Genomic DNA, 23,936 nt, shown 5'->3' on the forward strand with positions numbered 1-23,936 from the left:
ATTAGGCAACTAGCATAGGTATTTGAACATGTTTCTATTTGAACCTTAGCGGTATCATTCAATAGCTTAAAGACGTGAGTATGTTTGCTTAAAAAATCAACAAGAAGCTTCTTGATTGGATCATTGTTACTAATATTACTAAAATGATGTTGTTCTTCTTGAATAATAGTAGTTAAAAGCTCTCGATTTTCGGCAAAAAGATGTAGCAATATCAAATAATTATTATAACGATGTAAATCACACTGCTCGTTTTCAAGAGTAAAGACAAATTTCCATAAGGTCTTAAAGTAATATTGTATACCTACGCGATCTAAGCGTGAGAAGTACTTATTATCTAAGTACCTGAAGTAGCGTTTTTGTTCGTATTCCATTTGAGGATAAATAGAATTAGCATCAGCCAAGAAAGAATTAAAAGACTTCGTATGCATTATGGGGGATTTTGTTAGTAGTTCCTCCAAAGCTAAACGTATAAAAGATCTAACTAGATCTTTAGAAGGTGTATACAATTTATATTCGGAAGTCATAACGGGGTGAGCACAGCAATGTCTGTTTTTCTGCATATACTCTAGGTCAGCCTGCAGTTTTAATGAAATCAATCCGGTAGATTTATTTGCCCTTTTAAATATCTCCATTTCCCATTCGGATGAAGTTGGTTTAGACTCTTGCTCTGACTTAATATATTCAAGTATCGAGGCAGCACCAGGATCCTTATATACTGTCTCAAGCTCTTGAAGCTTATAGACTAGGTCACAAACTACGACGCTCCATAGCATAACTGTCGCTGAACGGTAGTTTTGAGAGTTATAGCTTTTTATTACTTCAGAAAATTGATTTTTAGTTATTGTGTTATAAATTCTTTGATGTGCTGATTCAAGGCAATAATCGTTCATAAAGTCCTCCAGTAAATAAATAATACAAATTAATGCTAAATAATGGATATTTAATTAATTAGATATAGTAATTGAAAAACCTGCATAAAAAGAAAAATAGGGATGAGATATCCCTGTTTTAGAGTAAATTATAAATCTAGAATTTGGTTTTAAATGATCTAAAGCAAAAGTTAATTTCGAAATTCATTTTTATCACGTGGTGCTCTATGGTATACAACCTTGCATTACTTATCTGGTATGCCAGAGCCCGCTAAGTCGTGACTCTTAGGGCAATTATCTAAATCTAATGTTGCTGATAAAAACTCATTTTCGATATTATTTACCCCATAATGTACCTTAATGATATCCTATTGAAAAAGGCGTCTGTAAATTGTTACCACTCCTTTTCTATGCTAACAATTTCTCTAAGATAATAAGATAACTTCTAGTAAGTTAGATATTCTCTGTACAACGTAATCAAAACTGATATTGATTATATATCAATGCTAACTTTATTTTAAGTCCTAAATCTATAATCTACCGTTAGGCTAATGCAAGACTTTATTGAACCCTACATTCTCCCGCAAATATTCTCACATTATGTGCAATAAAGGACACGATTAAAAGCGTGTCCTTTATTATTTTAAAAAAACTTATTATTGTTACAACAACGACGTTTAACACAATTATTTCGTAAGTGTCTACCTAATCAGTCACAGTTTTACAACTAACTGTTTCCAATATTTATATAATCTAATTAAGCGAGGAGGTGGAAGGAAGAGGGAGTAGGTAAATGGAATGAGTAAAGAATTAGTACAAGCCATTAGAGATTTAATTGCTGAAACTATAAGCATGTCAACAGAAGGATTAGTTTTGAGTGGATGCATAAAGCCACGAGACCTAACTAAAGTTAGGAGGATTCTTTTGGAGAATGCCCAACATTCTTTAGATAATGCCTTAGCATTCGATACAAAAAATGAAACCTTAGCTATAACGAAACAGTTTAATAAATAAAAGCCTTTAAACTAAGTCTAAAGAAAGAATAAAATAGCTTCCGCCTTCTCGCTAATATAAAGAGAGAGATGTCAATCTTTTTTTAATAAGGTTATGGAATTAGACACGCTAGGTAACTAAAATAAAATGGATATTGTTTGCAATTACTGTAGTTATAATAATACAGAATCACAGGAAGGAAATCCCAATTGGTAATAGAATTTAGGTAATCAAACTATTTAAGGTATTAGCAGTTATTGATTTGAAAAAATGTTGCTATCTAGATGGGGGTTGAGTTATGGACTGTAACCTGCCGATTGGTGTTTTTGATTCTGGGGTTGGCGGCCTTACTGTTTTTAAGCAGCTAAGAAGTGCTCTGCCTAATGAAGATATTATTTATTTTGGCGATACTAAACGTAATCCGTATGGTTCGAGGACTGATGGAGAAATAATCGCTTTTATACATGAAATTTTAGACTTCATGGCAGTTAATAAAGTAAAAGTAGCTGTGGCAGCATGCAATACCATTACTGTTTTGTTAGATAAGTTACACAAACAATATCCATTTCAAATTATCGGGATGAGTAAAGTTGCTCATAGCGCAATGGCCGCTAGCACTAATAAACGAATTGGAGTAATTGCAACCGAAGCGACCATTCGCAGTGGCCGTCATCTTGCGGAATTCATGGCATTGAGTGAGGAGGTTGAGATATTTCCAAAGGCTTGTCCGGAATTTGCGCCGTTAGTGGAAAATGAGAATTTCGACGGAGCTGAGGTTGAACGAGCTGCCCAGGAATATTTAACTCCGCTTGTAAAGGCTGATGTAGATACAGTCGTTCTGGCGTGTACTCATTACCCGCTACTAACGCCGGTTATTGGTGAGGTAATGGGAAAGGTCAAAATTTTTGATCCTGCCGAGGAGACCGCACAAAATACAAAAGCCTATCTGGAAAAGGAAAACTTATTAAAATCAACCGGGCCAGGCTATAATAAATTATATTTTTCAGCCGATATTGAGCGGGCTAAACGGATAGCTGATAGAATTATTGATATTAATAAGTGTGAATTTGCTTGTATTGACGTATCAAAACATACAGCTTAGATAGGTTAGGGATTTGAATAATAGCTTTATTACATACAAAAGAAGCAGGTTTTGAGATATCCTCAAAACCTGCTTCTTGCTTTCATTCTTGAACATCTCCAAGTTTATAGAGCGCGTACATTAACAATATTCCAGTCACGGTCATAAGTTCGTTCGAGCAGAACATTAAAGAGCTTTCCGGTATCATTTTTGCGGACTTCTACAAGAGCTCGTTTGCTATTGACAGTAAGCAGGGTAAAAGTATCACGTGTAGAGTCGAAACCATAGGTCGCAGCAGTATATTTTACGTAATTAACCGGATTGTTAAAGCGATACCCATATTCATGCAGGTAGTGGTGGTGATGTCTATCATACCTATCGTGACGGCTGTCACTGCGGTAATAAATTTTTCCGTCCTGATACCAAGCCTGATTTTCATCAGCGCTCGGCCAGCTGTACTTATGCTGGTGCCAGCCATGGCCTGGCGGGCGAGTATCCTTTGTAACCTTTACGGCTTGTTCGGTTTTTATAGGAGGTCGGGTTGTCGGAGATTCAGCGGCCATAGCTTTTGTAACGGGTAGACCGGTTAAAGCAGCCCCTGTCATGATTGCTGCGCCCATTAAGGCCGCAGCGTGACGCTTATATTTGCGACGCAGCTGCTTGCGTTTTGCGGCATTTTTTCCCAAGATTTTTCCCTCCTTTGCTTATTTAACTTTAGTATGTGAGGTTTAAATAACATAATCCTAGGTAAATATAACAAACTTTTAACTGGAGATTTTAACAAAAAAGAATCTGAATTGTCTAAAAAGACAATTCAGATTCCTTGGCGGATTATTGCATTTGACTTTGAGCCTGCTGCTGTTGCTGCTGCATTGTGACGAAACTTTGCTGAATACGCTGGTATTGTTCAGCTGGAGCAGCTTCGGTTTTATACCAGCCCTTCTGACTCATAAGGTCAAATACCGATTTTTGATTTTGCAGGCTTTTGTTTAGGATTTGTGTGAGCTGCATCCTAACATTATCATTGGCGCTTTCAAGAATAGCAGTACATATTGATGAGGATTCCATTTTTAGTTGATATATAAGAGTTCCAATTAACTCCATATCTTGAGTTTGTTGTTTTTGCTGTGCCATAAGTTAATCCCCCTTATTGTAAGTTACCGTTACTGGTGACTATTGACGATATAGATTCCATCCATTGCTGATGATCCTGAGCGAGTCCCTGTAATAGGGATTTGACCTGAGGATCGTTGGTCGACTGCATGCCGCGACTGCAGTTTTTATTAATCGACTCAAATAGTTTAGTTAAGTCTTCTAGGTAGAGTAGTTCCCGGGTAGTTAAGTTCATTTCCATACCTCCTGCGAATAGTTGGCTTCTGTACTAGCATTTTACATAGCGAGGTATGTTATACTTAAAATAAAATAGTTTATCAAGGATTAAAATAAGCTATAATTCTACAGAGGTGAACTTGTTGGAAAAGATACTCCTTGTTGCTCTTGGCGGCGGCATCGGGGCAGTGACTAGATACCTTGCTTCAGACTGGGCGGACCAAAGATTTGGCAGTGAATTTCCTTATGGTACGCTTATCGTAAATTTGGCAGGATGCTTTGTAATCGGTTTATTTATGCAGTTGGTAACTGATCGTATTATTGTAAATCCCTATTGGCGACTGTTAATAACGGTAGGTTTCCTTGGCGGGCTTACGACTTTTTCGTCCTTCAGTTATGAAACAATCACGCTTATAAATGAGGGAGCCCTATTATATGCCGCCTATAATATCCTAATAAGTGTTGCTGCTGGGCTGTTGGCAACTTGGCTTGGAATAGCTATTGCTCGGGCGGTATAATCAGTGGTGAAAAATTAAGGACAGCAATATGACGGCTAATACTATGCCAATAGTAACAAAACCCATGCTGATAGCAATTTTAGCACTGTTAGTAATCGGGTTCTTTGAGTCCATCATATTAACAACTCCTTGGTCTTTTATTATCATAATATTATGAATTTGATAATCAGTCTAGCAATAAATGTAAAAGCAGCTCAAGCGAGCTGCTTTTACTGTAAATCTTGTTTTTCAAAGATATATGACATTCCAAGATAGGCTGTGTTCAGCATATAAGGATTATGCGCCGCGTAGTTAGGAGCGGCGCTTTTAAATTGCCAGCCCTCATCTAACGTGGAGTTAAGTTCGGCCTGATTAGTCGCAATAAGCGAATTTTTGGCATAGTGATATACAACATTAACCACTTTTTGTTTTTTAGCCATTGTAAACCTCCTTACGAAGTATTTCTGGATAAATGTAAAAACCGCCTAATAGCGGTTTAAATTTTGGCTATGATATAGCTTGTTCAGGCAGTCGGGACAGACTGCTGTTTTTATTAACTGATCGTCCCCCGAGCTTAGCTGGGGAAAACAATATTGTTCGATTGCGCAGATTTCACAAACTGTATATGTCATTAAAAAGAAATGCTCCTTAAATTAATTTAAGGATATTATGGCCAGGAAAAATAAAGTTTATTCAATCAATCGTACTTTTATCCGATGACCAAGACTTTGTAACTTTATTAACCAATCCAATACCAGTTCATGAATAGGCTGGCACAAATTAGCAGGGTAAGTGAAGCAGCAGTAAAATAGCTGTGAAAAGCAGTTTTCGATGTCTGGGCTAAAAATATGTAGAGCGGAAAGATTACCAGGACGAAACGGGCAAGGCTATACAGCGGAAAGTAAGGCGATGTTGAGAATAGGGGAATTAAAAACCACAGCCAGCCAACTATGAGATAAGAGAATCTGATTTTATAGTTTGGACTAAAAGTTAAGAACAGCAGAGCCGCTAAAGCTAACGTGACTATAAAAGAATCAATAATTGTTCCTGGTTCAACTAACGGCCAGCCAGCGAAGATTATGCTTATATTATTGGCAAAACTGCTCCAAGGTAAGCCGAATTGACGTCCCCATAACTGCTGAGTGTGGTAAAAGGCCAGCATATCTCCGGTTAGCAAGAAATTGTACAACATGAAACCAAGCAAAGCAAAAGGGGGCAAAATAAGCGGCAATTTTGAACGCCGTGAATTACTGTTTCTGAGCTCAATATATAAAAAGATAACCAGAACGATTCCAATATTACGGGTTAGCGTTGCTAAAGCCGCAAAGATCCCTGACAGCCACCATTTTTTCTGGCGGGCAAAATAAACGCAGGTTAAGGCAAATGTAATAAACAAAGGTTCGGTATAAATGCTGTTTAAAAAAAATGATGTGGGCATTATCGAGTATGCTAATAAGGCTAAAAAAGTCTTTTTTTCGGAAAAATCAAGGCGCAGTACTGCTCCCATGGCCCAAAAACTCAGTAATGAGAAGATATTGCATACTATTAAGCCGGCTAATGGTGTGCTTATATTTAAAAGGGTTAATAATTTAATAAATATAACGAGAGCAGGAAAAAATACAATACTTTGCTTGTCATAACCATAATCGACAATGTAGGTATACCAATGAGCATCCCATTTTATTAACTTATCGATAACGCCTGCAGGATTTATTGGCAGAGCAGGATTAATAAATCCTGCCGGATAGTGTTTAGGTAGAAAGTCGGCTAAAAAATAGGCTGTAATAACGATAGCTGTGTGGAGTAAAAACGGCAGTACAACCGTCCTTGCCGATAAACCCCGTTCCTTCATATGACACCTCGATTAAGACAATTTGCTTGCGTATTCCTGTGTTACAACTAGCTGGCCATGATTAATTGCTTTATCGGTTTTAGAATTGGGCCAGGTCCAACGGTTATTGGCTGTATATGTCCAACCGGTAGCAACGATGATACCTGTTAACTGACCCCAATATATATTCCAATGCTGCCAGACGAAGATCTGGGCAAAAAATGCGGTAAGCGCAATTCCCAAGCCGCAGATAGCCATAAACATCGGCAAGCGTATCATCCGCTTCCACCATACCGGCTGACCTCGTTCTTTCCAAGTTACATTGTCATTCCAAATAAAATTATGGAACATGGCCAGCAGTGAGGCTCCTATCGAGCCTGATAATTCATCAAGTTGAAACATATTAAGCAAAACTGCCAAAGCGGCAATATTAACAAGTACCCCTAATAAGCCAATAAAGCAAAATGCGAAAAAGCGCCGATCTTCAGGGCTGCTGCTGATTAATTTACCAATATGTTTCAAGTAGTTTAATTGCTCTTTAAAATCCATTTTGGATTCACCAGCATCCCGGGCAACAAATGAATACGGAATTTCATGCACAGATCGGTAACTGCCCTTGACTAGTACTTCCATGAGGATTTTCCACCCGATTGGATTTAGGTCAGCTGTTGTTATAACTTGCCGTTTAAGGCCAAAATAGCCGCTGGTACAGTCGGAGATAGCCCGCAGCCGTGTAATTGAAAATCGGCCAATAGTACGCGCCGTCCACGAAATAAACTTTCTAAGCCAATTAAGACCGCCATCTGAGCCTCCGGCTATAAACCGACTTGGTATTACAATATCAGCTTGGGACAAGCGTTTTAATATTAACGGAATTAATTCGGGAGGGTGCTGAAGATCGGAATCCATTACGATGATATAATCTCCTTGGGAATGTTTGAATCCTTGCACAACAGCCGATGCCAGACCTCTTTCGGCAGTACGATGAATATATCTTACCTCAGGATAAAGCCTAGACAGTTGCTCAAGTACCTTAGGCGTATTATCACAGCTGTCATCGACAAATAGAATTTCATAAGAATGGGATTCATTAGCTAAAATTGTCCGTATTTTACTGGTTATTTTACTGACATTATCTTTTTCATTATAGGTAGGTATGACTATACTTAAGTGCATTATTTCTGCTTCATCCCTTTCAGCGCCTAATTATTAAGCGAGCATCACATGGCTAAATACAGCCGTAACCTCAGGCACGGCTGAACTTATTATGCCAACTTTACATTAATAAAAAACAGGCGCTGATTGGAAATATATACAACTATTCACTAATAAGAGAAATGAGTTGTAAAAAAAAGCCGTTCTTCACGGCTTAAACACTTTTATTCATCAGTTTCAACAAGTTCGGCAGTTAATCTTTGTGTTATTAATTCAGCATCAGATATACTGGAAAACATCCCGGGAATTAATCTTTTCGGCTCCTTTAGTTGTTGTTGGTCAGATTCAGTATCGGCTGAATCAGTGTTAAAAAGTATTAGCTCGGCATATGATGAAGGGTTATGTTGCTCATTTTTATCGCCCATAAATACACCTCCAAACATAGTGTGTCTAAAAACAGCGCTAAAAACTATAGCAAATGTTTCTTCCTTGGATAATCTTACTAGCATACAACGATTATGGCAGGAAAACAATACAAGAGGGAAGTCGAAAAACATAACAAAAAGGAGCTTGTTACAGGTGCTTGAAAGTCAGGCTGTTTCGTTGGAGGAGCTAGTCGCACCTTTATCTAAAGGCAGCGTATTTCTGCTAGTCGAGGTGCTGGACGCTGAAACCTGCGATCAGATGGACGTTGCCTTAACAATTATAAAGGGAATAGACATTAAGTCAGATTTAACCAGTGATGTTTTTGACGGGTTGTTAAGTCACGGCTATCTGACGGCTAAAAGTAATTTGTCTGAAGAAATGATAATTAAGGGCAGTCAAATAATTGATTTCTTTCGCCAGAAAAAATTAAGAACATCAGCAAAAGCCTATCTATTTATCGATGGCAAATGTGTGGAGAATTCTGGTGACAGTCTTGCCTCAAGTTATGATATGCTTGAGGAGCTCCAAATTCCAAAATACTTAGAATTTGCCGGTTAGACCCTATCAGATTTGGGGTGACGGATAATACAAACGATGTGAAAACAAGGCGCGGGATACCGCGCCTTGTTACTTTAGATGCTATTTGTTTTTACGGGGAATAAAGAAATACACAATACTGATAAGCAGCAGCAGAATGCTGCCGGAGTAGAGGCCGGGAATTTGGTCGGGATAAAGCGGTGCCGATAAGAGTGCCATTAAGACCGAGAAAAAGCAGATCCAAGAAAGATAAGGATAAAAGGGAGCTTTGTATTTAAGTTTCTCTGGGTGCTCAGCCAAAAGCTTTTTACGGAAGAAATAATGGGTTGCTGAAACGCTAAGCCAGTTGACTAAGGCTAAGACACCGCTGGCGCAGATGGTGTATAGATACAGCTTTTCCGGGAGGATATAGGACATTAGAGCGGTCAACAAAAGAACCAGGCCGCTCATCCAGACTGCGGCCACCGGGACGCCTTTGGCATTCTGCCTGCCGACTGCTTTAGGAGCTTGGTTGCTCTTGGCCATGGAAAAAAGCATCCGTGAGGCAGAATATACTTGCGAATTAAGCGAGGATAATGCGGCGGTAAGCAGGATAAAGTTTAAGACACTGCCGGCATAGGGTATTTTAAAAATATTTAAAATCGACACAAACGGACTGGTATCAGGACGGAGCGATTCGGCCGGCAGCAGCGCAATGATCAAAAAAACAGCTAGGGAGTAAAGGCCGACGACCGTTACAGTCACAAACCTGGTAGCAGAGGGGACCGCTTTTTCAGCCTGGTGAGTCTCAGTTGCCGCTAAGCCGATTATGCCAGTACCGGTATAGGCATATAAAACTATCAGCATTGCTCCCAAAAGACCGCTAACCCCTTCCAACGGGGCAGAGAGAGCAGCACTGTATTGTTGGAGATTGGCTGAAACGCCGCCAATCGGAAAGCCTAAGACGACAAGTCCGCCCACAATAACGAATATGACAATAGCCGATATTTTAGTGGCCGCCAAAACGACTTCAGCTTTACTCAGGCCTTTTAAATCATTAAGGTTAATAATTGTGATTAGGATAGCAAAAAACAGGCTTAGCAGCCAGAGCGGAACATCCGGCAGCCATAGTCTGGTGAAAATCGCGCAGGCTGTAATCTCACTGGACATGCCAAGTACGGCGCTAGTCCAAAACATCCAGCCATTGACAAAGCCCCACCATTCGCCGAAAATTTCCTGGGCGTGAGCCTTAAAAGCGCCCGGCACAGGTTTGGCAATTGACATCTCGATGATAAAGGAAACTTCCATCATCATAATAAGGCCGCCTAGAAGGTATGCCAGCGGTGCCCAGGCTCCAGCCGAACTGATTACGGCGCTGCTCGCCAAAAAGATGCCTGAGCCCACAATATTACCCAAAGCCATTACAATAAAATCAGTTTTGTTAAATTTATGTCCCACTAAATCCCGCCTTTATATGTGGTCAGTCCAGCGGTCAAATAATAAACAAGTCTTAGCTTATTGTTTGTCTCCAAGGATTTCAGTATACAGTTCTATATAGTTCCAATTTTAAGAGAGCTAGGTTTGGGTAACGGCAAATAATTATTTTAAAATAAAGTATCGTGGTCGACTATAATTTAAAAGGAATTAATTTCTAAATAGAGAAGATATCTTTAGAATGAGCCTAGGAGGGTGAGATATGAATAATGGAAATTCAAACATTCCGTCTTCGGCTTTGTTTTATAGCGAAATTCTTGATTTAACTCATGATTGTTTGCTATTAACTGACTTGAATACTGGTTTGATTGTATACGCTAATAAAGCTTGCGAAACCACCTATGGCTACAGCCAGGAGGAGTTTATCGGGATGCCGATCAGTCAAATCAGCGCTGATAATCAAACCAAGCAAACTAAGTATTTCCAGAAGATTATAAAAAAGGCCCCTCTATCGCAGCGCATATTGACAATCCATAAACGCAAAAACGGACGGCAGTTTCCGGTTGAAGTCATTGCTAAACTAATTGAAATAAACGGGCGTCGCTATCTGTTGTCTCATAATACTGATATTACCCGCAATAATAAACTGCAGAGCAGAATTAATAATATAATCCGTAATCTTAGCCAGCAGGCCTATCGCGATTATTTGACCGGCGCTTATAACAGGGCTTACTTGTATAATGTCTGCTTACCGCGTCTGATAGGTTGTAAAATCGGCTTGCTGGTAATTGACGTTGATCGATTCAAGGGAATAAACGAACGTTATGGCCATGAAGGCGGAGATATAGTTCTGCAGATGATTGCTAAGTTTATTAGTTCGTCGTTAAGGCGGCGTGACAAGGTGTTTCGTTATGGCGGTGATGAATTTGTTGTTATTCTTACCAATCCTGATTGTGCCGAGCTTGAGGTCGTTGCTAAACGAATTGCCGATATAGTTGCATCAACCCCAATAATGTATAATCAGGGAAAGGTATTATGCACTGTCAGTATCGGAAAGGCTAAGGGCTTTATTGTTGAAGACGATGACTTGGACAAACTTATTCGGGTGGCAGATAATGAATTAATGGCAATCAAAAATTGCCGGTCGCAAAAGTAATCAAAAACGCGCGATGATATCGCGCGTTTTTGGTTACTAAAAGAAAAGCATTCCCTGTCGGTTGGTCAGGGAATGTTTTTAAGAAGGAAGTCTATAGAATATGGGGAATTAGCTAATTTAACTGTAAATTTCCTGATTTACGCAGCTTTGCGGTTTTCCGCCCTTAAGGACCGAAATAATGTTTTGGGCCGCAATCTGAGCCATAGCGTCACGGGTTTCCACAGTAGCATTGCCTAAATGCGGGCATAATACAACATTATCAAGCTTTTCTAAACCTGGCGTAATTGCCGGTTCAAACTCATATACGTCCAGCGCAGCGCCTTTAATTGTGTTGTTCTGCAGGGCTTTTAACAAGGCTTTTTCGTCAACCATTTGACCGCGAGCAGCACTTATAAGGTACGCTGAAGGTTTCATCATGGCCAGCTCTTTTTCACCAATCATATGGTGAAGTTCCGGGCTATAGTTAGCATGCAATGTCAGGAAGTCAGCATTTTTGATAACTTCTTCCTGCGTCATAAATTCTAACCCCAATTCCTTTTCCACTTCGGGGCTTTGGCGAAACTTATCATAATAAATTATTTTCATATCAAATCCTCTGGCGCGTTTGGCAACAGCCCGGCCAATATTACCCATACCGATAACGCCGAGGGTTTTACCGCTGACTTCAGTTCCAAGGTAATAAAGAGGCGCCCAGCCGGTAAAGTTTCCGGATCTTGTAACCTGATCTCCCTCAACAATCCGGCGGGCTATGGCCAAGAGTAAACCAAAGGTTAGTTCGGCAGTCGCATTTGTTGACACTGCCGGTGTATTGGTAACCGGTATTTTGCGTGCTGTTGCAGCCTTCAGGTCAATATTGTTGAAGCCTGCGCCATAGTTGGCAATAATTTTAAGATTAGGCGCTGCCTGAATGATATCAGCATCAATATTATCAGACAGTAAGCTTAAGAGGGCGTCGCTGTTTTTAACGCCATTGATTATTTCCTCTTTAGTCAACAGGCGTAAATCGTTATGCATGGTAACATCAAATTCTTTAGAAAGCATATCATAGGCAACGCTTGGAATCATGCCGGAGATAAATACTTTTTGTTTCATTTCGCTACACTCCTTTTCGCCGCAGGCTTGCGTAAGCCTGGGAATCTATTTAGTATCTTAACTTCCTGATTACACCTATATTCTAACTCATAATATAATATAGGTAAAATACATATTTAGAATTCTTATTATTCATTATATCTATACATGTAGGAGGGATTAGATGGACATAAGGCACTTGGAATATTTCTGTGAAGTTGCCCGGCACCGGAGCTTTACTAAGGCTGCCGAAGTGCTGCATATTACGCAGCCGACCATTAGCAAAATGGTAAAAACCCTAGAAGAAGAGCTGGGTGTTACGTTATTTTCCCGAGCTGCCAAGCAGATCGAGCTTACCGATGCCGGCCGGGCGGTTTACAGTCAGGCCCAGCACGTTTTGTCAGCCTTTCAGAATTTAACCTTAGAGCTCGCTGATGTAATGAATATTAAAAAGGGCAATATTCGCATCGGTTTGCCTCCTATTGCCAGTTCTAGCATATTCCCGCGGGTAATTGGCGAATTTAATAAGGTTTACCCGAATATTAGCCTGGAATTGATTGAAGTTGGATCAAAGATGGTTGAACGCGGGGTCGAGGATGGTTCGCTGGATATTGGCGTAGTCTGCAATCTTCCGGCTAAGGGAGACAGATTCGATATGTTTTCTTGTATCAAGGATCCGCTTATGCTGATTGTCCATCCGGAGCACCGTTTTGCCGACCGTCAGCAGATTGATTTTGCTGACCTAAAAGAAGAACCGTTTGTTCTGTATCGAAATGATTTTAGTCTGCACGATCATATTGTAGCCCGCTGTATAAAAAGCGGTTTCCAACCCAGGGTTGTATGCGGAAGTTCGCAGCGCGACTTCATGACTGAGGCTGTTGCTGCCGGCTTAGGCATAGCGCTCTTGCCCCGTAAGATTTGTCAGGAACTTGATCAATCCAGGATTAAAGCCATACCTTTAAATGAACCGGCAGTGTATCTCCAGCTGGCTGTAATCTGGAAAAAGGATAGGTACCTTTCATTTGCCGCCCGGGAGTGGCTAAAATTCACCAGCTCGTTCCTCAATATCGAGCTGCCTGAGGCGGTACAAAAACGTCTGCAGCAAAATTAATATTAGCCCGGCCGCAGCTAATTATACAGTCTCCCTGTGTTTTAGTAGCAAAAATCGCTGACTGTCATATCATATACGGAAACTGGCAACGGTGAGGAGGCTGTTATTTAATGACTGGCAAGGTTAAGCATGTGTTTCCCGGCGGGAATACACCCCTAGGCTTCTTTTCTTATTACGACTATATAATCTCGCCCAGTGCAACCCGATTTTTTATTTTGAAGGGCGGGCCGGGTACCGGTAAATCGACCTTTATGAAAAAGATGGGCGCGGCGTTGAATGCAAAAGGGTTTGATGTTGAATATCATCATTGTTCAAGTGATAATAAATCACTTGATGGTGTAGTGGTTCCGGCCTTAAACGTGGCCTTTGTTGATGGAACGGCACCGCATATCGTTGACCCGAAGAATCCCGGCTGTGTCGATGAAATTATTCATCTTGGCGACTTCTGGAGTGAGGAAAAGTTGGTACCCAATAAAGCCAAGGTTATTGCCTGTAATGCTGAAATCGGCAAGAATTTTAAACGGGCTTACCGGGTTTTGAAAGCGGCTAAATCGCTTTACGATGACTGGGAAGCTGCCAACTATGAAGCCATGGATTTTGTTAAGGCAAATAAACAAGCCAGCGCTGTACTGGCAAGAATTTTTAGCGGTAATGATAAACTGGGCTACGGCAAAGTTCGTAAACTATTTGCCTCGGCAATTACGCCGGAAGGTCCGGTCAACTATCTTGATTCAGTAGTCGGTTCTATACCCCGGCGGTTTGTTATTACCGGTGATCCCGGCACCGGAAAAGCGACGCTGCTTCAAAAGGTTATTGATACCGCAACAGTAAAGGGCATAGATGCCGAGGCTTATTATTGTCCGCTAGACCCTGAAAAGATTGAGCATCTTGTTATTCCGTCGCTTGGCGTCGCTCTTACTACATCAGTCCGGCCGCATACGACACCGCTTGAAGGTGCTGAGATGGTCCTTGATATGAATACATGTCTTCGCCCGGAAATCACCGCTAAATATGCTAAGATTATTGAATACGACAGAGAAATGTTCTGGACGCTATTTAATAAGGCGGTAGCACATCTCAGTTATTCGAAAAAGCTTCATGACGAGCTTGAGGCCTATTATGTGCCGTATATGAACTTTGATGGCATTCAAGCTTTGTGGGAAAGGACTTTGGCCCGGGTATTAAGGTACGCTAAGTAAAAAAACTTGTATCAGGGTTTGAAATCTGAAAATGAACAACAAAAAGGCTAGAACCTAGTTTGGTTCTAGCCTTAAAAAATTTATTAGCACCCCCGAGGTACCGTCTCCTCCGTATGTTCAAACCCGCCTTCCAGCAGGTGGGCGTTCTGGCTGTATTTTTGCCTTCCGCTCAAAGGCGGCATGACAGCTGTACAGCATAAAACTCCCCAAGTAAATGAGTCGGTTGAACATATGTGAGGGTGACGAACACCGCAGGTGTAAGTCTTTCCGATTATTATCTTATCATGGACTCCGTATTTGCTCAAGGCTAATTATCTTGGAAAAAGTAGGACTATATAAGCTATAGCTCTGTTATCATGCTGTATACTGGTTTAAACTCATTGCCTAATATATTAACGTGTGCTTATCTGAGCATCTCCTTCGGGGACTGGAGTGTTGTGAACGACGGCAATCGGGCGGCTGTCAAATACAGCAACAAGGAAGAAAGCAGCTAAGCAAACCAGCCACTCAAGATAAATCGGATGCGCAAAAATCCGAATCTCAGGGAAGAGCTGCCAAGCTAATAATGTTGCCATGCCGGCTAAGGTAGTATAAAAGGCCGAGCCGCGGCGGCACAGGCCGGGGGCAAACATGGTAAAGAGAAAGACGGCCGTAAAGGCAGTTGTTAGGCTTAAGCCGATCAGCAGGGTTTTGAGGATGCCGACAGCGTTAAAGGCAAACCATAAGGTTATGGCGCCCAGTGCCAGGATGGTCACTCTGTTAACCAATAAAAATTTACTATCGGATACGGCTGGGTTAATAAAGCGTTTATAGATATCTTGGGAAAACAGTGTACCTGCGCCTAAGAGGAGCGTACATGCTGTCGAAACATCGGCTGCCCACATCGCTGCCAAGGTTATACCCGCTATGACCGGATCCAGGCTCATAATAATTTTGGGTAAAGCCATAGTGGCTGTAATATCAGGGTAAGCAACTTTGGCGGCAAGACCCATTATGGCACATAAGAAGCCAATTGGGAAAATGATAACCGCGCCCCATAAAAAGCCCTTTTTGGCTACCTTGCCGCTTTGGGCGCCGCAGGCAATTTGCACTGGTCCCTGCGCTGTAATAGTTTGGGTAATCATAACGGTAAACCAGCCAATTATTGTAGCTAAGCCCAAACCGCCCACACCGCTGAACCAGTGATCACCGGCCGGTAAGCTGGCAGCTATGGTTCCGATGCCGCCTTGGTTGCTTACGCTGAGAATAGTCGCAACAATAACGCCGAAATAAATAAGAGCAACACTGATAATATTTGAAAGTCCGGCCGACCAAAGGCCGCCGATAAGCGTAATGCCGATAAAAACTACGGCGCTGGTAAGCATGCCGCCGGTGAAGCTGAAGATATCGGGCAGCAGCGATGATAAAATTGCGCCGCCGGCTAAATATTGCATGGACGTAATGACAAGCTGGATAGTTATCAGGCCGATAACACTGATGATGCGGCCTTTTTTATCGTAATAACGTTCAAATAATGCGGGGATTGTGGTACAGTTAAGCTCACGGTATTTGCTGGCTGCGGCCATACCCATAATTACGGCTCCGGCCGACCACGCTGCATTGTACCAGCCGGCTGCTATCCCTACCTGAAAAGCGTTTTCGGCAACTCCAATTGTTGATGCCGCGCCAATTGCCAAGCCGGCCACGTTTACGGCTACCAAGGTTGTACTTAGTTTGCGTCCGGCAAATAAGAAGCCCGAGCTTTTTGCCGCGGTCTTCCGCTTGGCATAAATGCTAATTCCGAATAACAGGGCAATATAAGTTAGAACAATACCAAACTGAATGGACATTTTACACCATCCTACCTTTCTTCAATCCGATTATTCAGCATAAGTCCAAATCCGCACAATCGCGGTGGGCATTTTAGATAATAAAAAACACACTCCGGCCAGGAGTGTGCTTATTTCCTCTACCATCCTGCCATGCTACTACTACAGACTCATGCTGTAATTCTACAACCCTATCGTAACAAAGACAGTCGTTGTTTGTCAATAAAAATAAGGCAGGGGAAGTTATTAGCAGGCAGTAAGACCCCCATCGACTGTCCATGCGGCGCCGGTGACAAAGGATGCGGCATCCGAGGCTAAAAAACAAATAACCTGAGCGGCCTCATCTGCACTGCCGATGCGGCCCAAGGGATAGACCGAGGCCATCTCCCGCCGAGCGGCATCGATGTCCTTAGTCTCGGCCAGTTGTTTATCAAGCATTGGGGTCTCAATATCACCGGGGCAAACACAATTAACCCGGATATTATAGGGCGCCAATTCGAGTGCTAATGCTTTACTAAAGGTAACTACAGCACCCTTGGCTGCGCAATAAGCGGTACATAAAAAATTGCCATTTAGACCGGCATCGGAGGCAACATTTACAATCGCAGCACTTTGCTGCTTGCGCAGATGCGGAACGGTATACTTGGCGATAAAATAAGTTCCTTTAAGATTAGTGTCTATAATCTCGTCATATTCGTTAACTGAAGTATCGGTAATGGCCTTCTCAAGATAGACACCAGCTGAGTTAACAACAATATCAAGCCGGCCATGCCATAGTGCCGCCTGAGCTGCGATCTTTCGGCAATCTTCAGGTTTACTCACGTCTCCGGCTATAAACCTTACCTTGCCGGCGAATTCGGCTAAATCGTCGATAGCTCGCTGTCCTTTGGCCGAAGATCGACCGTTGAGCAGGACATGCGCTCCGCCTTGCAAAAACAGTTTAGCTGCAGCGAGGCCAATGCCTGACGTTCCTCCGGTAATTAAAACAATTTTATTATTAAAATCGTATTTCATATTGCCTCCCTTTTTCAATGGCTGTCTTTAGCATTTCGTGAATGAAACCACCATTTTAGCGCTACCGGCAAGATAAGCAGCATAAATAACAAGCGAAATAATTGATAAGCCGTAATAATTGATACATCGGCGCCGACGTTAATGGCTGTAATCCCCATCTCGGTCATACCGCCGGGCGCTGTACCTAAAAAGGCAGTGATAATATCGATATTATGCCAAAAGGTTAAGAGATACCCAATACCCAAAGAAAATAGCACAATTGCAACGCCGCCGCCAATCGAGTAGGGAAGCAGCTGCTTCCAGTTTTCTAAATTGGCTATTTTAGTAGTTACACCTAAGTAAGTACCAAAAAACAACTGAGCGGCGATTGCGAGAGGAGCCGGTACAGCCGGCGGCTGTAAACCGGCTAAGACTAGCGCCGCGGTGCTGAGGACGGGGCCCAGGAGATAAGCTGTAGGAAAGTTTAGGGCGTTTGCGGCAAGGGCACTGGCGATAGCTGCAAAGGCAAAGATAACTTCGGCATAAGGCAGCGGTTTGCCGAATGATACACCTTGTCCCTCAGAGCCCAAGCCGGCTGACAGGCCGTGGACGGCCAGAAAGGGAACAATAAAGACGACTGACAGCAGGCGGATTGTTTGAATAAAGGTGACGACTGTAGTATTGCTGTCAGGTACTTCCTCACTTAGCACAACCATCTGTGTCATGCCGCCCGGGGTACTGCCCAGTATACTGCTGGCCAGGCTTATCCCGGTCTTTTTATGAGTAATATAGCCAATAAGCAAACTGAATATAACGGTACTGACAGTAGCTGCCAGCATGGCCGGCAGTTGGACGGCAATTTGCTGCAAAGTGTTTAAGGTAAACGAGCTGCCCATTATATAGCCGAGAATAATGAGGCCGAAATTGCGGATGCTTACCGGCCAGTAAGCCGGTATTTTCCAGATAGCCGTCAGAATACTTACAGCAACAAGCGGGCCAAGCGTCCAAGGGAGCGGAGCATTGAGCAGATAAAAACAATAGCCGCCGGTTAGCGATATAATAAGCGTAGTTAATAGCGCCAAAATTTGTATGTACAACACCCCTTGTCTTGTAATGCAAAGCTTCCATTGTTAAAGTTAGGTATATTATATTACTTTTGCCGGCTAAAACAAAGAGACTGCCAACGGCAGTCTCTCCAAATGCGGTTTTAATCGTCGGTTTTCTTTTCTTCAACAAGTGCCAGCGCAACTACTTTATCTTGTTCATCGGTGCGCATCAGCTTGACGCCCTGAGCGTTACGGCCGAACACCGAGATTTCGTTGATATCGGTACGGATGACAATGCCTTCGCTGGTAATGAGCATTAATTCCTGGTTAGGACGCACAAGCCGCAGGCCGATAACTTCACCGGTTTTTTCAGTGACCCTGGTGTTAATAATGCCTTTGCCGGCACGGCTCTGCAGGCGGTAATCGGTGACCGGGGTGCGTTTTCCATAGCCTTCAGCCGTTACGCTTAAGATTTCGCCGTCTTTTGTGATAGCGTCCATGCCTACGACCTTATCGCCCTTGTTAAGCCGGATGCCAATTACACCATGCGCCGCTCGGCCCATTACACGGACGTCGGTCTCAGGGAAGATGATTGCCAAGCCGTCCTTGGTGCCCATGATGATTTTCTTTTGGCCATTGGTCATTCTAACGCCGATCAAATCATCATCTTCATCAAGCGAGATAGCAATTAAGCCGCCCTTGCGCGAAGTATCATATTCGGTCAGCTCAGTTTTCTTGACAATGCCTTTCTGAGTTGCCATGAACAGATATAGTTTGTCCGAAAATTCGCGGACAGGAATAACGGCGGTAATTTTCTCTTTGTCCATTGGCAGCAGATTAACAATGGATGTGCCGCGAGCCGTCCGACTGGCTTCAGGGACTTCGTAGGCTTTTAAACGATAAACCCGGCCGCGGTTAGTGAAGAAGAGGATGTTGTGGTGGGTAGTTGTAACAAATAAATGTTCAACAAAGTCTTCTTCCTTAGTACCCATACCGGTTACACCACGACCGCCGCGTTTTTGGTTGCGGTAGGTATCAACGGGCAAGCGTTTGATATAGCCGTCATGGGTTAAAGTCAGAACAATATCTTCTTCGGCGATCAGGTCTTCAAGCTCCAATTTGGAAACGTCGCTAGTAATAACGGTGCGGCGTTCGTCGCTGAACCGGCGCTTGACTTCCAGGAGCTCCTCTTTAATTATGTTGAGTACCTTACGTTCATCAGCCAAAACTGATTCCAGATATTCAATAGTCTTAAGCATTTCTTGATATTCGTCCTCGATTTTGGCTCGTTCCAGGCCGGTTAAGCGCTGTAAGCGCAGGTCCAAAATAGCTTGGGCCTGTTTTTCGCTTAAATTAAAGCCCTCGATCAAGGCTGCCCGAGCAATATCGACAGTCTTAGACTCTCTAATGGTAGTGATTACCGCATCAATATGATCAAGGGCGATTTTGAGGCCCTCTAAGATATGAGCGCGGGCTTTGGCTTTTGCCAATTCAAACTTAGTGCGTCTGACAATTACGTCTTTTTGGTGTTCAAGATAGTAATGAAGTACTTCAGGTAGACTCAGAATTCTGGGGTGACCGTCAACTAGCGCCAGCATGATAATGCCGAAGGTTTCCTGGAGCTGAGTATGTTTATACAATTGATTGAGAATAACATCAGCGTTGACATCACGGCGCAGTTCGATGACAATGCGCATACCCTTGCGGTCGCTCTCATCACGAAGGTCGGTAATACCATCAATAGATTTATCCCGGACTAAGTCAGCAATGCGTTCAATAAGCCGGGCCTTGTTTACTTGGTATGGAATCTCGGTTACCAAGATGCGATTTTTGCCGTTTGACATTTTTTCTATTTGAGCTTGGGCCCGCATTTTAACAACGCCGCGGCCGGTGGTATAAGCCTGCTTAATGCCTTCGCGGCCGAGAATAAGGCCACCGGTCGGAAAGTCCGGTCCTTTTATGGCCATCATGAGATCAGTAATCGTTACTTCAGGATTATCAATCATCATGACTAAGCCATCGACAACCTCGCCTAAGTTATGGGGCGGGATGTTAGTTGCCATACCTACCGCAATGCCGGATGAGCCATTGACAAGCAGGTTGGGGATTTTTGACGGCAATACTTTTGGTTCTTTTAAAGATTCATCATAGTTGGGAACAAAGTCGACAGTGTCTTTTTCAATGTCGGACAACATAGCTTCGGCTACGCGAGACATCCGTACTTCGGTATAACGCATCGCTGCTGCCGAGTCACCGTCAATTGAGCCGAAATTTCCGTGCCCGTCAACTAATAAGTAGCGGGTTGAGAAATTCTGAGCCATACGAACTGTGGCATCATAAACTGAAGAGTCTCCGTGCGGGTGATATTTACCAAGCACTTCACCCACAATACGGGCTGATTTTTTGTACGCTTTATTAGGTGTCATGCCGGCTTCGTGCATGGCATACAAAATGCGGCGGTGAACAGGCTTTAGCCCGTCCCTGACGTCTGGCAGTGCTCTCATAACGATAACGCTCATGGCATAGTCGATATAAGAACTCTTCATCTCATCTTCAATGCGTACAGGTAATACTTTTCCTAAACCAAAATCCACATTCTCACCTCGAAAACTGACTTGAATTAGAGGTCAAAAACAAATCCAATTGCTAAATTCTAATTATAACATATAATTCCCTATAAAAACATAAAAATCCTGCAATTTTGCCACATTTTACTTACTTATCTTCATTATAATGCCAGGCTTGTAGACAGTAACCATTCCTATGCTTCAGCCATATATTAACGAAGAAACTGTTTTTTAACTAGGAGGGCTGACTTAGGATGGATCTGTTTTATGTATTGATTTTAGCGTTTGCTGTCAGTATTGACGGTTTTGTAGCTGGAATGGCCTACGGTCTGAAGAACATTCGTCTGCCGTTTACTTCGGTAGTAATAGTAGGTTTTGTGACTATGATTGGTACCGCCTTTGCAATGGCAGCAGCCTATATCCTTGAGCAGTTTATCAACACCCAGCTTGCCATAATCTTAGGGGCACTGCTACTTATTTCACTGGGACTATGGAGCCTTTTTCAGCAATATTTTATCAAAAAGGTTCCTTCATATGAATTGGAAGGCGAGATGACCGTCCGCAAACTTACATTTTCCCTGGGTCAGCTGGTAGTAAGCATAATGGCCAAGCCGGAAACAGCCGATGTTGACCGCCAAGGCAATATTAATTCACTGGAAGCCGTGTTTCTTGGCCTGGCAGTCGGTCTCGACGCCATGGTGGCGACCTTTGGTGCTGCTCTAATGGGCATGCTGCCAATCTACACACCGCTGTTGGTAGGACTTATCCATGCCGTTTGTGTTACCGGTGGCTGCTATTCATCGGCCAGATTTATATCTGATAACCTCAAAAAACGCTTTCCTTATTTGCCGGGGGCAATTTTGATAATCTTGGGCTTGATACGGTTAGGCTAAAGGGGGCAGCGAGAAATGACCTTTCTCTATGTTGTGCTGCTGGGCTTGGCGGTGAGCTTGGATGGTTTTGTCGCCGGGATGGCTTATGGCATGAAAGGCATTCGGATGCCGCTGATATCATTGGTAATTGTAGGTCTGGTAACGGCAGTTTGCGCCGGAACAGCCATGGCGCTGGCCAATGTATTAGGCGCGATAATCAATACCCAGCTCGCCATAAGCTGCGGGGCTGTTCTGCTTATTCTGCTCGGGCTGTTCAGCCTGTTTCAGGAATACTTGACTAAGGAGGTTCGATCATATCAGGCCGTGGGAGAAGTAACCGCCCGCAAACTAAGTTTTTCAGTGGGCCGGTTGGTTATCAGCATTGTTGCCAAACCTGAGACAGCTGACGTCGATAAATCAAATAATATCAGTCCGCTCGAATCGATTTTTCTTGGGTTGGCGCTGGGCTTAGATAATATGCTGGCTGCATTTGCCGCAGCGCTGATGGGCTGGCTGCCACCGGCTACCCCACTAGTGATGGGGGCTATTCAGATGGTTGTTATTAGTGCCGGACTTTATTCAGCTAAACGGTTTGTCCCGGAGCAGGTAAAAAAGCGATTTCCATATTTACCGGGAACAATCTTAATCTTAATCGGATTATTGCGGCTGGGCTAACCGAGCCGTTTAATTTTTTAGTAGCTATTGCTATTCTCCCTTTATCCCTTGCGCCAGATGTATTATACTAGACTTGTCAGTGGCAGTCTTTGACATAAATGGCTGCTAAAAGATATCTTGCGCAATGGAGGTTTTGTCATGGCCTATAAAATTTTAGCGATTAATCCAGGTTCTACGTCCACTAAAATTGCTGTATACCATGATACGGCTGAACAGCTCAGCCAGAGTCTTAGTCATAGCGTTGAGGAACTCGCCGGTTTTACTAACATAATTGATCAACTTGATTACCGACTGGAAAAAATCAATGCGTTTCTAGCATCACAGAACTTATTGCCGCAAGATTTTTCGGCGATAGTCGGACGAGGCGGTCTGTTCAGACCTATGGTAAGCGGTACTTATGTTGTAAATGCCAAGATGCTCGACGATATTAAATATAGCCGATACGGCCAGCATGCAAGCAATCTTGGCGCTATCTTGGCGAGTTTGATTGCGGAAAGGGCAGGGTGCCCAGCCTTCATTGTGGATCCTGTTGTTGTAGATGAACTTGATGAGGTTGCCCGCATCACCGGCTGGCCAGAAACACCTCGCCGCAGCATATTTCATGCTTTGAATCAAAAGGCGGTTGGAAAACGTTTTGCTAAAAGCCAACAACGCTCTTATGAAGAGCTTAATCTGATTATTGCCCACCTTGGGGGCGGGATTTCGGTCGGCTGCCATAAACAAGGACGCGTCGTTGATGTTAATAATGCTCTTAACGGTGAAGGACCCTTCTCACCCGAGCGGGCCGGCACTATGCCAGCGAGCCAATTCGCCGATCTTATAATCGATAACAAGCTGACTAAAGCTGATGTTGCCAAAAGGATCGCCGGCAAAGGAGGATTGGTGGCGCACCTGAGCACCAATGACGCCCGGGAGGTCGAAGAGCGGATAAAAGCCGGTGATAAAGAGGCTGAAAAAGTTTATCAAGCCATGATTTATCAAGTTGCCCGCTATATTGCGGCGGCAGCCGTGCCGGTATGCGGCAACGTTGACTACATCATTCTGACAGGCGGCATTGCCTACTCGGAGTATCTTACTGCTAAGTTAAAAGAGTATATCGGTTTCCTAGCTCCGGTTGTAATTATTCCCGGAGAAAATGAGCTGCAAGCCTTGGCCGAAGGAGCTTACCGCGTCCTAGCCGGTGAAGAAACGCCAAAAGAATATTAAGACTGTAGCGCCCTTGCCGGGCGCTTTTTATATGCCAAAATCATTTATAAAAATTATTTCTAGCCAACATGGTTCGACATTATTTCTAAAGGAACAGAAAG

At 43.0% G+C, this 23,936-nt stretch carries 23 protein-coding genes and 1 other RNA gene; 10 read left to right on the forward strand and 14 right to left on the reverse strand.

Features of this window, described 5'->3' with window-relative positions; all coding sequences use genetic code 11:
- On the reverse strand, nucleotides 1-890 hold an 890-nt coding region (locus GX348_06355; GenBank protein ID NLP41809.1), incomplete at its 3' end, for a hypothetical protein.
- Nucleotides 891-1,667: 777 nt separating this feature from the next.
- Between GX348_06355 and GX348_06360 the strand changes: the two genes are divergently transcribed.
- Both GX348_06360 and murI read left to right on the forward strand, forming a co-directional pair.
- A complete protein-coding gene (locus GX348_06360; GenBank protein NLP41810.1) occupies nucleotides 1,668-1,883 on the forward strand; it encodes a hypothetical protein in 216 nt (71 codons plus the stop codon).
- A 277-nt stretch (nucleotides 1,884-2,160) separates the two neighbouring features.
- Complete coding sequence (gene murI, locus GX348_06365) at nucleotides 2,161-2,964, forward strand: glutamate racemase (protein ID NLP41811.1); 804 nt, start codon at nucleotides 2,161-2,163, stop codon at nucleotides 2,962-2,964.
- A 104-nt stretch (nucleotides 2,965-3,068) separates the two neighbouring features.
- Here murI and GX348_06370 read toward each other — a convergent pair whose 3' ends face one another.
- Both GX348_06370 and GX348_06375 read right to left on the reverse strand, forming a co-directional pair.
- Nucleotides 3,069-3,629 carry a hypothetical protein gene (locus GX348_06370; GenBank protein NLP41812.1) on the reverse strand — a complete coding sequence of 187 codons (561 nt, stop codon included), beginning with the start codon at nucleotides 3,627-3,629 and terminating at the stop codon, nucleotides 3,069-3,071.
- Between the two features lie 145 nt (nucleotides 3,630-3,774).
- A complete protein-coding gene (locus GX348_06375) occupies nucleotides 3,775-4,077 on the reverse strand; it encodes a spore coat protein (GenBank protein NLP41813.1) in 303 nt (100 codons plus the stop codon).
- A 338-nt stretch (nucleotides 4,078-4,415) separates the two neighbouring features.
- On the opposite strand from GX348_06375, the gene crcB reads away from it, so the two are divergent.
- A complete protein-coding gene (crcB, locus tag GX348_06380) occupies nucleotides 4,416-4,790 on the forward strand; it encodes a fluoride efflux transporter CrcB (GenBank protein NLP41814.1) in 375 nt (124 codons plus the stop codon).
- A gap of 209 nt (nucleotides 4,791-4,999) precedes the next feature.
- Here crcB and GX348_06385 read toward each other — a convergent pair whose 3' ends face one another.
- The 4 genes from GX348_06385 to GX348_06400 all read right to left on the reverse strand — a co-directional run bounded on the left by GX348_06385 (nucleotide 5,000) and on the right by GX348_06400 (nucleotide 8,180).
- A complete protein-coding gene (locus GX348_06385; protein ID NLP41815.1) occupies nucleotides 5,000-5,209 on the reverse strand; it encodes a hypothetical protein in 210 nt (69 codons plus the stop codon).
- 299 nt (nucleotides 5,210-5,508) lie between these two features.
- The gene (locus GX348_06390) at nucleotides 5,509-6,621 is read right to left on the reverse strand and encodes a hypothetical protein (GenBank protein NLP41816.1); all 1,113 of its coding nucleotides are present in this window, start codon (nucleotides 6,619-6,621) and stop codon (nucleotides 5,509-5,511) included.
- A 12-nt stretch (nucleotides 6,622-6,633) separates the two neighbouring features.
- Nucleotides 6,634-7,776: a glycosyltransferase family 2 protein gene (locus GX348_06395; protein NLP41817.1), complete on the reverse strand. Its 1,143-nt coding sequence runs from the start codon at nucleotides 7,774-7,776 to the stop codon at nucleotides 6,634-6,636.
- A gap of 203 nt (nucleotides 7,777-7,979) precedes the next feature.
- Nucleotides 7,980-8,180: a hypothetical protein gene (locus GX348_06400; GenBank protein NLP41818.1), complete on the reverse strand. Its 201-nt coding sequence runs from the start codon at nucleotides 8,178-8,180 to the stop codon at nucleotides 7,980-7,982.
- Nucleotides 8,181-8,334: 154 nt separating this feature from the next.
- Between GX348_06400 and GX348_06405 the strand changes: the two genes are divergently transcribed.
- Nucleotides 8,335-8,739: a hypothetical protein gene (locus GX348_06405; GenBank protein NLP41819.1), complete on the forward strand. Its 405-nt coding sequence runs from the start codon at nucleotides 8,335-8,337 to the stop codon at nucleotides 8,737-8,739.
- 81 nt (nucleotides 8,740-8,820) lie between these two features.
- Here the strand turns inward: GX348_06405 and GX348_06410 are convergent, their stop codons facing one another.
- A complete protein-coding gene (locus GX348_06410; GenBank protein NLP41820.1) occupies nucleotides 8,821-10,119 on the reverse strand; it encodes an amino acid permease in 1,299 nt (432 codons plus the stop codon).
- A 274-nt stretch (nucleotides 10,120-10,393) separates the two neighbouring features.
- Here GX348_06410 and GX348_06415 point away from each other — a divergent pair, with 274 nt between their 5' ends.
- Nucleotides 10,394-11,287 (forward strand): diguanylate cyclase, encoded by an 894-nt coding sequence (locus tag GX348_06415; GenBank protein ID NLP41821.1) that lies wholly within the window; start codon nucleotides 10,394-10,396, stop codon nucleotides 11,285-11,287.
- A 117-nt stretch (nucleotides 11,288-11,404) separates the two neighbouring features.
- On the opposite strand, the gene GX348_06420 is transcribed toward GX348_06415, so the two are convergent.
- Nucleotides 11,405-12,379 carry a D-glycerate dehydrogenase gene (locus tag GX348_06420; GenBank protein NLP41822.1) on the reverse strand — a complete coding sequence of 325 codons (975 nt, stop codon included), beginning with the start codon at nucleotides 12,377-12,379 and terminating at the stop codon, nucleotides 11,405-11,407.
- A gap of 163 nt (nucleotides 12,380-12,542) precedes the next feature.
- Here GX348_06420 and GX348_06425 point away from each other — a divergent pair, with 163 nt between their 5' ends.
- Together GX348_06425 and GX348_06430 are read left to right on the forward strand one after the other, a co-directional pair.
- The gene (locus GX348_06425) at nucleotides 12,543-13,469 is read left to right on the forward strand and encodes a LysR family transcriptional regulator (GenBank protein NLP41823.1); all 927 of its coding nucleotides are present in this window, start codon (nucleotides 12,543-12,545) and stop codon (nucleotides 13,467-13,469) included.
- A gap of 110 nt (nucleotides 13,470-13,579) precedes the next feature.
- Entirely contained in the window at nucleotides 13,580-14,668 is a 1,089-nt protein-coding gene (locus GX348_06430; GenBank protein NLP41824.1) for a hypothetical protein, read from the forward strand.
- Between the two features lie 85 nt (nucleotides 14,669-14,753).
- On the opposite strand, the gene ssrS is transcribed toward GX348_06430, so the two are convergent.
- The 5 genes from ssrS to gyrA all read right to left on the reverse strand — a co-directional run bounded on the left by ssrS (nucleotide 14,754) and on the right by gyrA (nucleotide 21,109).
- Nucleotides 14,754-14,929, reverse strand: a non-coding RNA gene (gene ssrS / locus GX348_06435) — 6S RNA.
- Nucleotides 14,930-15,060: 131 nt separating this feature from the next.
- Complete coding sequence (locus GX348_06440) at nucleotides 15,061-16,497, reverse strand: sodium:solute symporter family protein (protein NLP41825.1); 1,437 nt, start codon at nucleotides 16,495-16,497, stop codon at nucleotides 15,061-15,063.
- A 225-nt stretch (nucleotides 16,498-16,722) separates the two neighbouring features.
- The gene (locus tag GX348_06445; GenBank protein NLP41826.1) at nucleotides 16,723-17,490 is read right to left on the reverse strand and encodes an SDR family oxidoreductase; all 768 of its coding nucleotides are present in this window, start codon (nucleotides 17,488-17,490) and stop codon (nucleotides 16,723-16,725) included.
- Between the two features lie 14 nt (nucleotides 17,491-17,504).
- Complete coding sequence (locus tag GX348_06450) at nucleotides 17,505-18,566, reverse strand: AbrB family transcriptional regulator (protein ID NLP41827.1); 1,062 nt, start codon at nucleotides 18,564-18,566, stop codon at nucleotides 17,505-17,507.
- Between the two features lie 110 nt (nucleotides 18,567-18,676).
- Nucleotides 18,677-21,109, reverse strand: a complete 2,433-nt coding sequence (gene gyrA, locus GX348_06455) for a DNA gyrase subunit A (protein ID NLP41828.1) — start codon at nucleotides 21,107-21,109, stop codon at nucleotides 18,677-18,679.
- Nucleotides 21,110-21,336: 227 nt separating this feature from the next.
- Between gyrA and ytaF (GX348_06460) the strand changes: the two genes are divergently transcribed.
- The 3 genes from ytaF (GX348_06460) (at nucleotide 21,337) to buk (ending at nucleotide 23,835) form a co-directional block, all read left to right on the forward strand.
- On the forward strand, nucleotides 21,337-21,975 hold the full coding sequence (ytaF, locus tag GX348_06460; protein NLP41829.1) for a sporulation membrane protein YtaF: 639 nt from the start codon (nucleotides 21,337-21,339) through the stop codon (nucleotides 21,973-21,975).
- A gap of 15 nt (nucleotides 21,976-21,990) precedes the next feature.
- Nucleotides 21,991-22,629: a sporulation membrane protein YtaF gene (gene ytaF / locus GX348_06465; GenBank protein ID NLP41830.1), complete on the forward strand. Its 639-nt coding sequence runs from the start codon at nucleotides 21,991-21,993 to the stop codon at nucleotides 22,627-22,629.
- A gap of 138 nt (nucleotides 22,630-22,767) precedes the next feature.
- Nucleotides 22,768-23,835 carry a butyrate kinase gene (gene buk, locus GX348_06470; GenBank protein NLP41831.1) on the forward strand — a complete coding sequence of 356 codons (1,068 nt, stop codon included), beginning with the start codon at nucleotides 22,768-22,770 and terminating at the stop codon, nucleotides 23,833-23,835.
- Nucleotides 23,836-23,936 lie beyond the last annotated feature (101 nt).

It is taken from the genome of Veillonellaceae bacterium (assembly GCA_012523975.1).
In the GTDB taxonomy this organism is placed as follows: domain Bacteria; phylum Bacillota; class Negativicutes; order JAAYSF01; family JAAYSF01; genus JAAYSF01.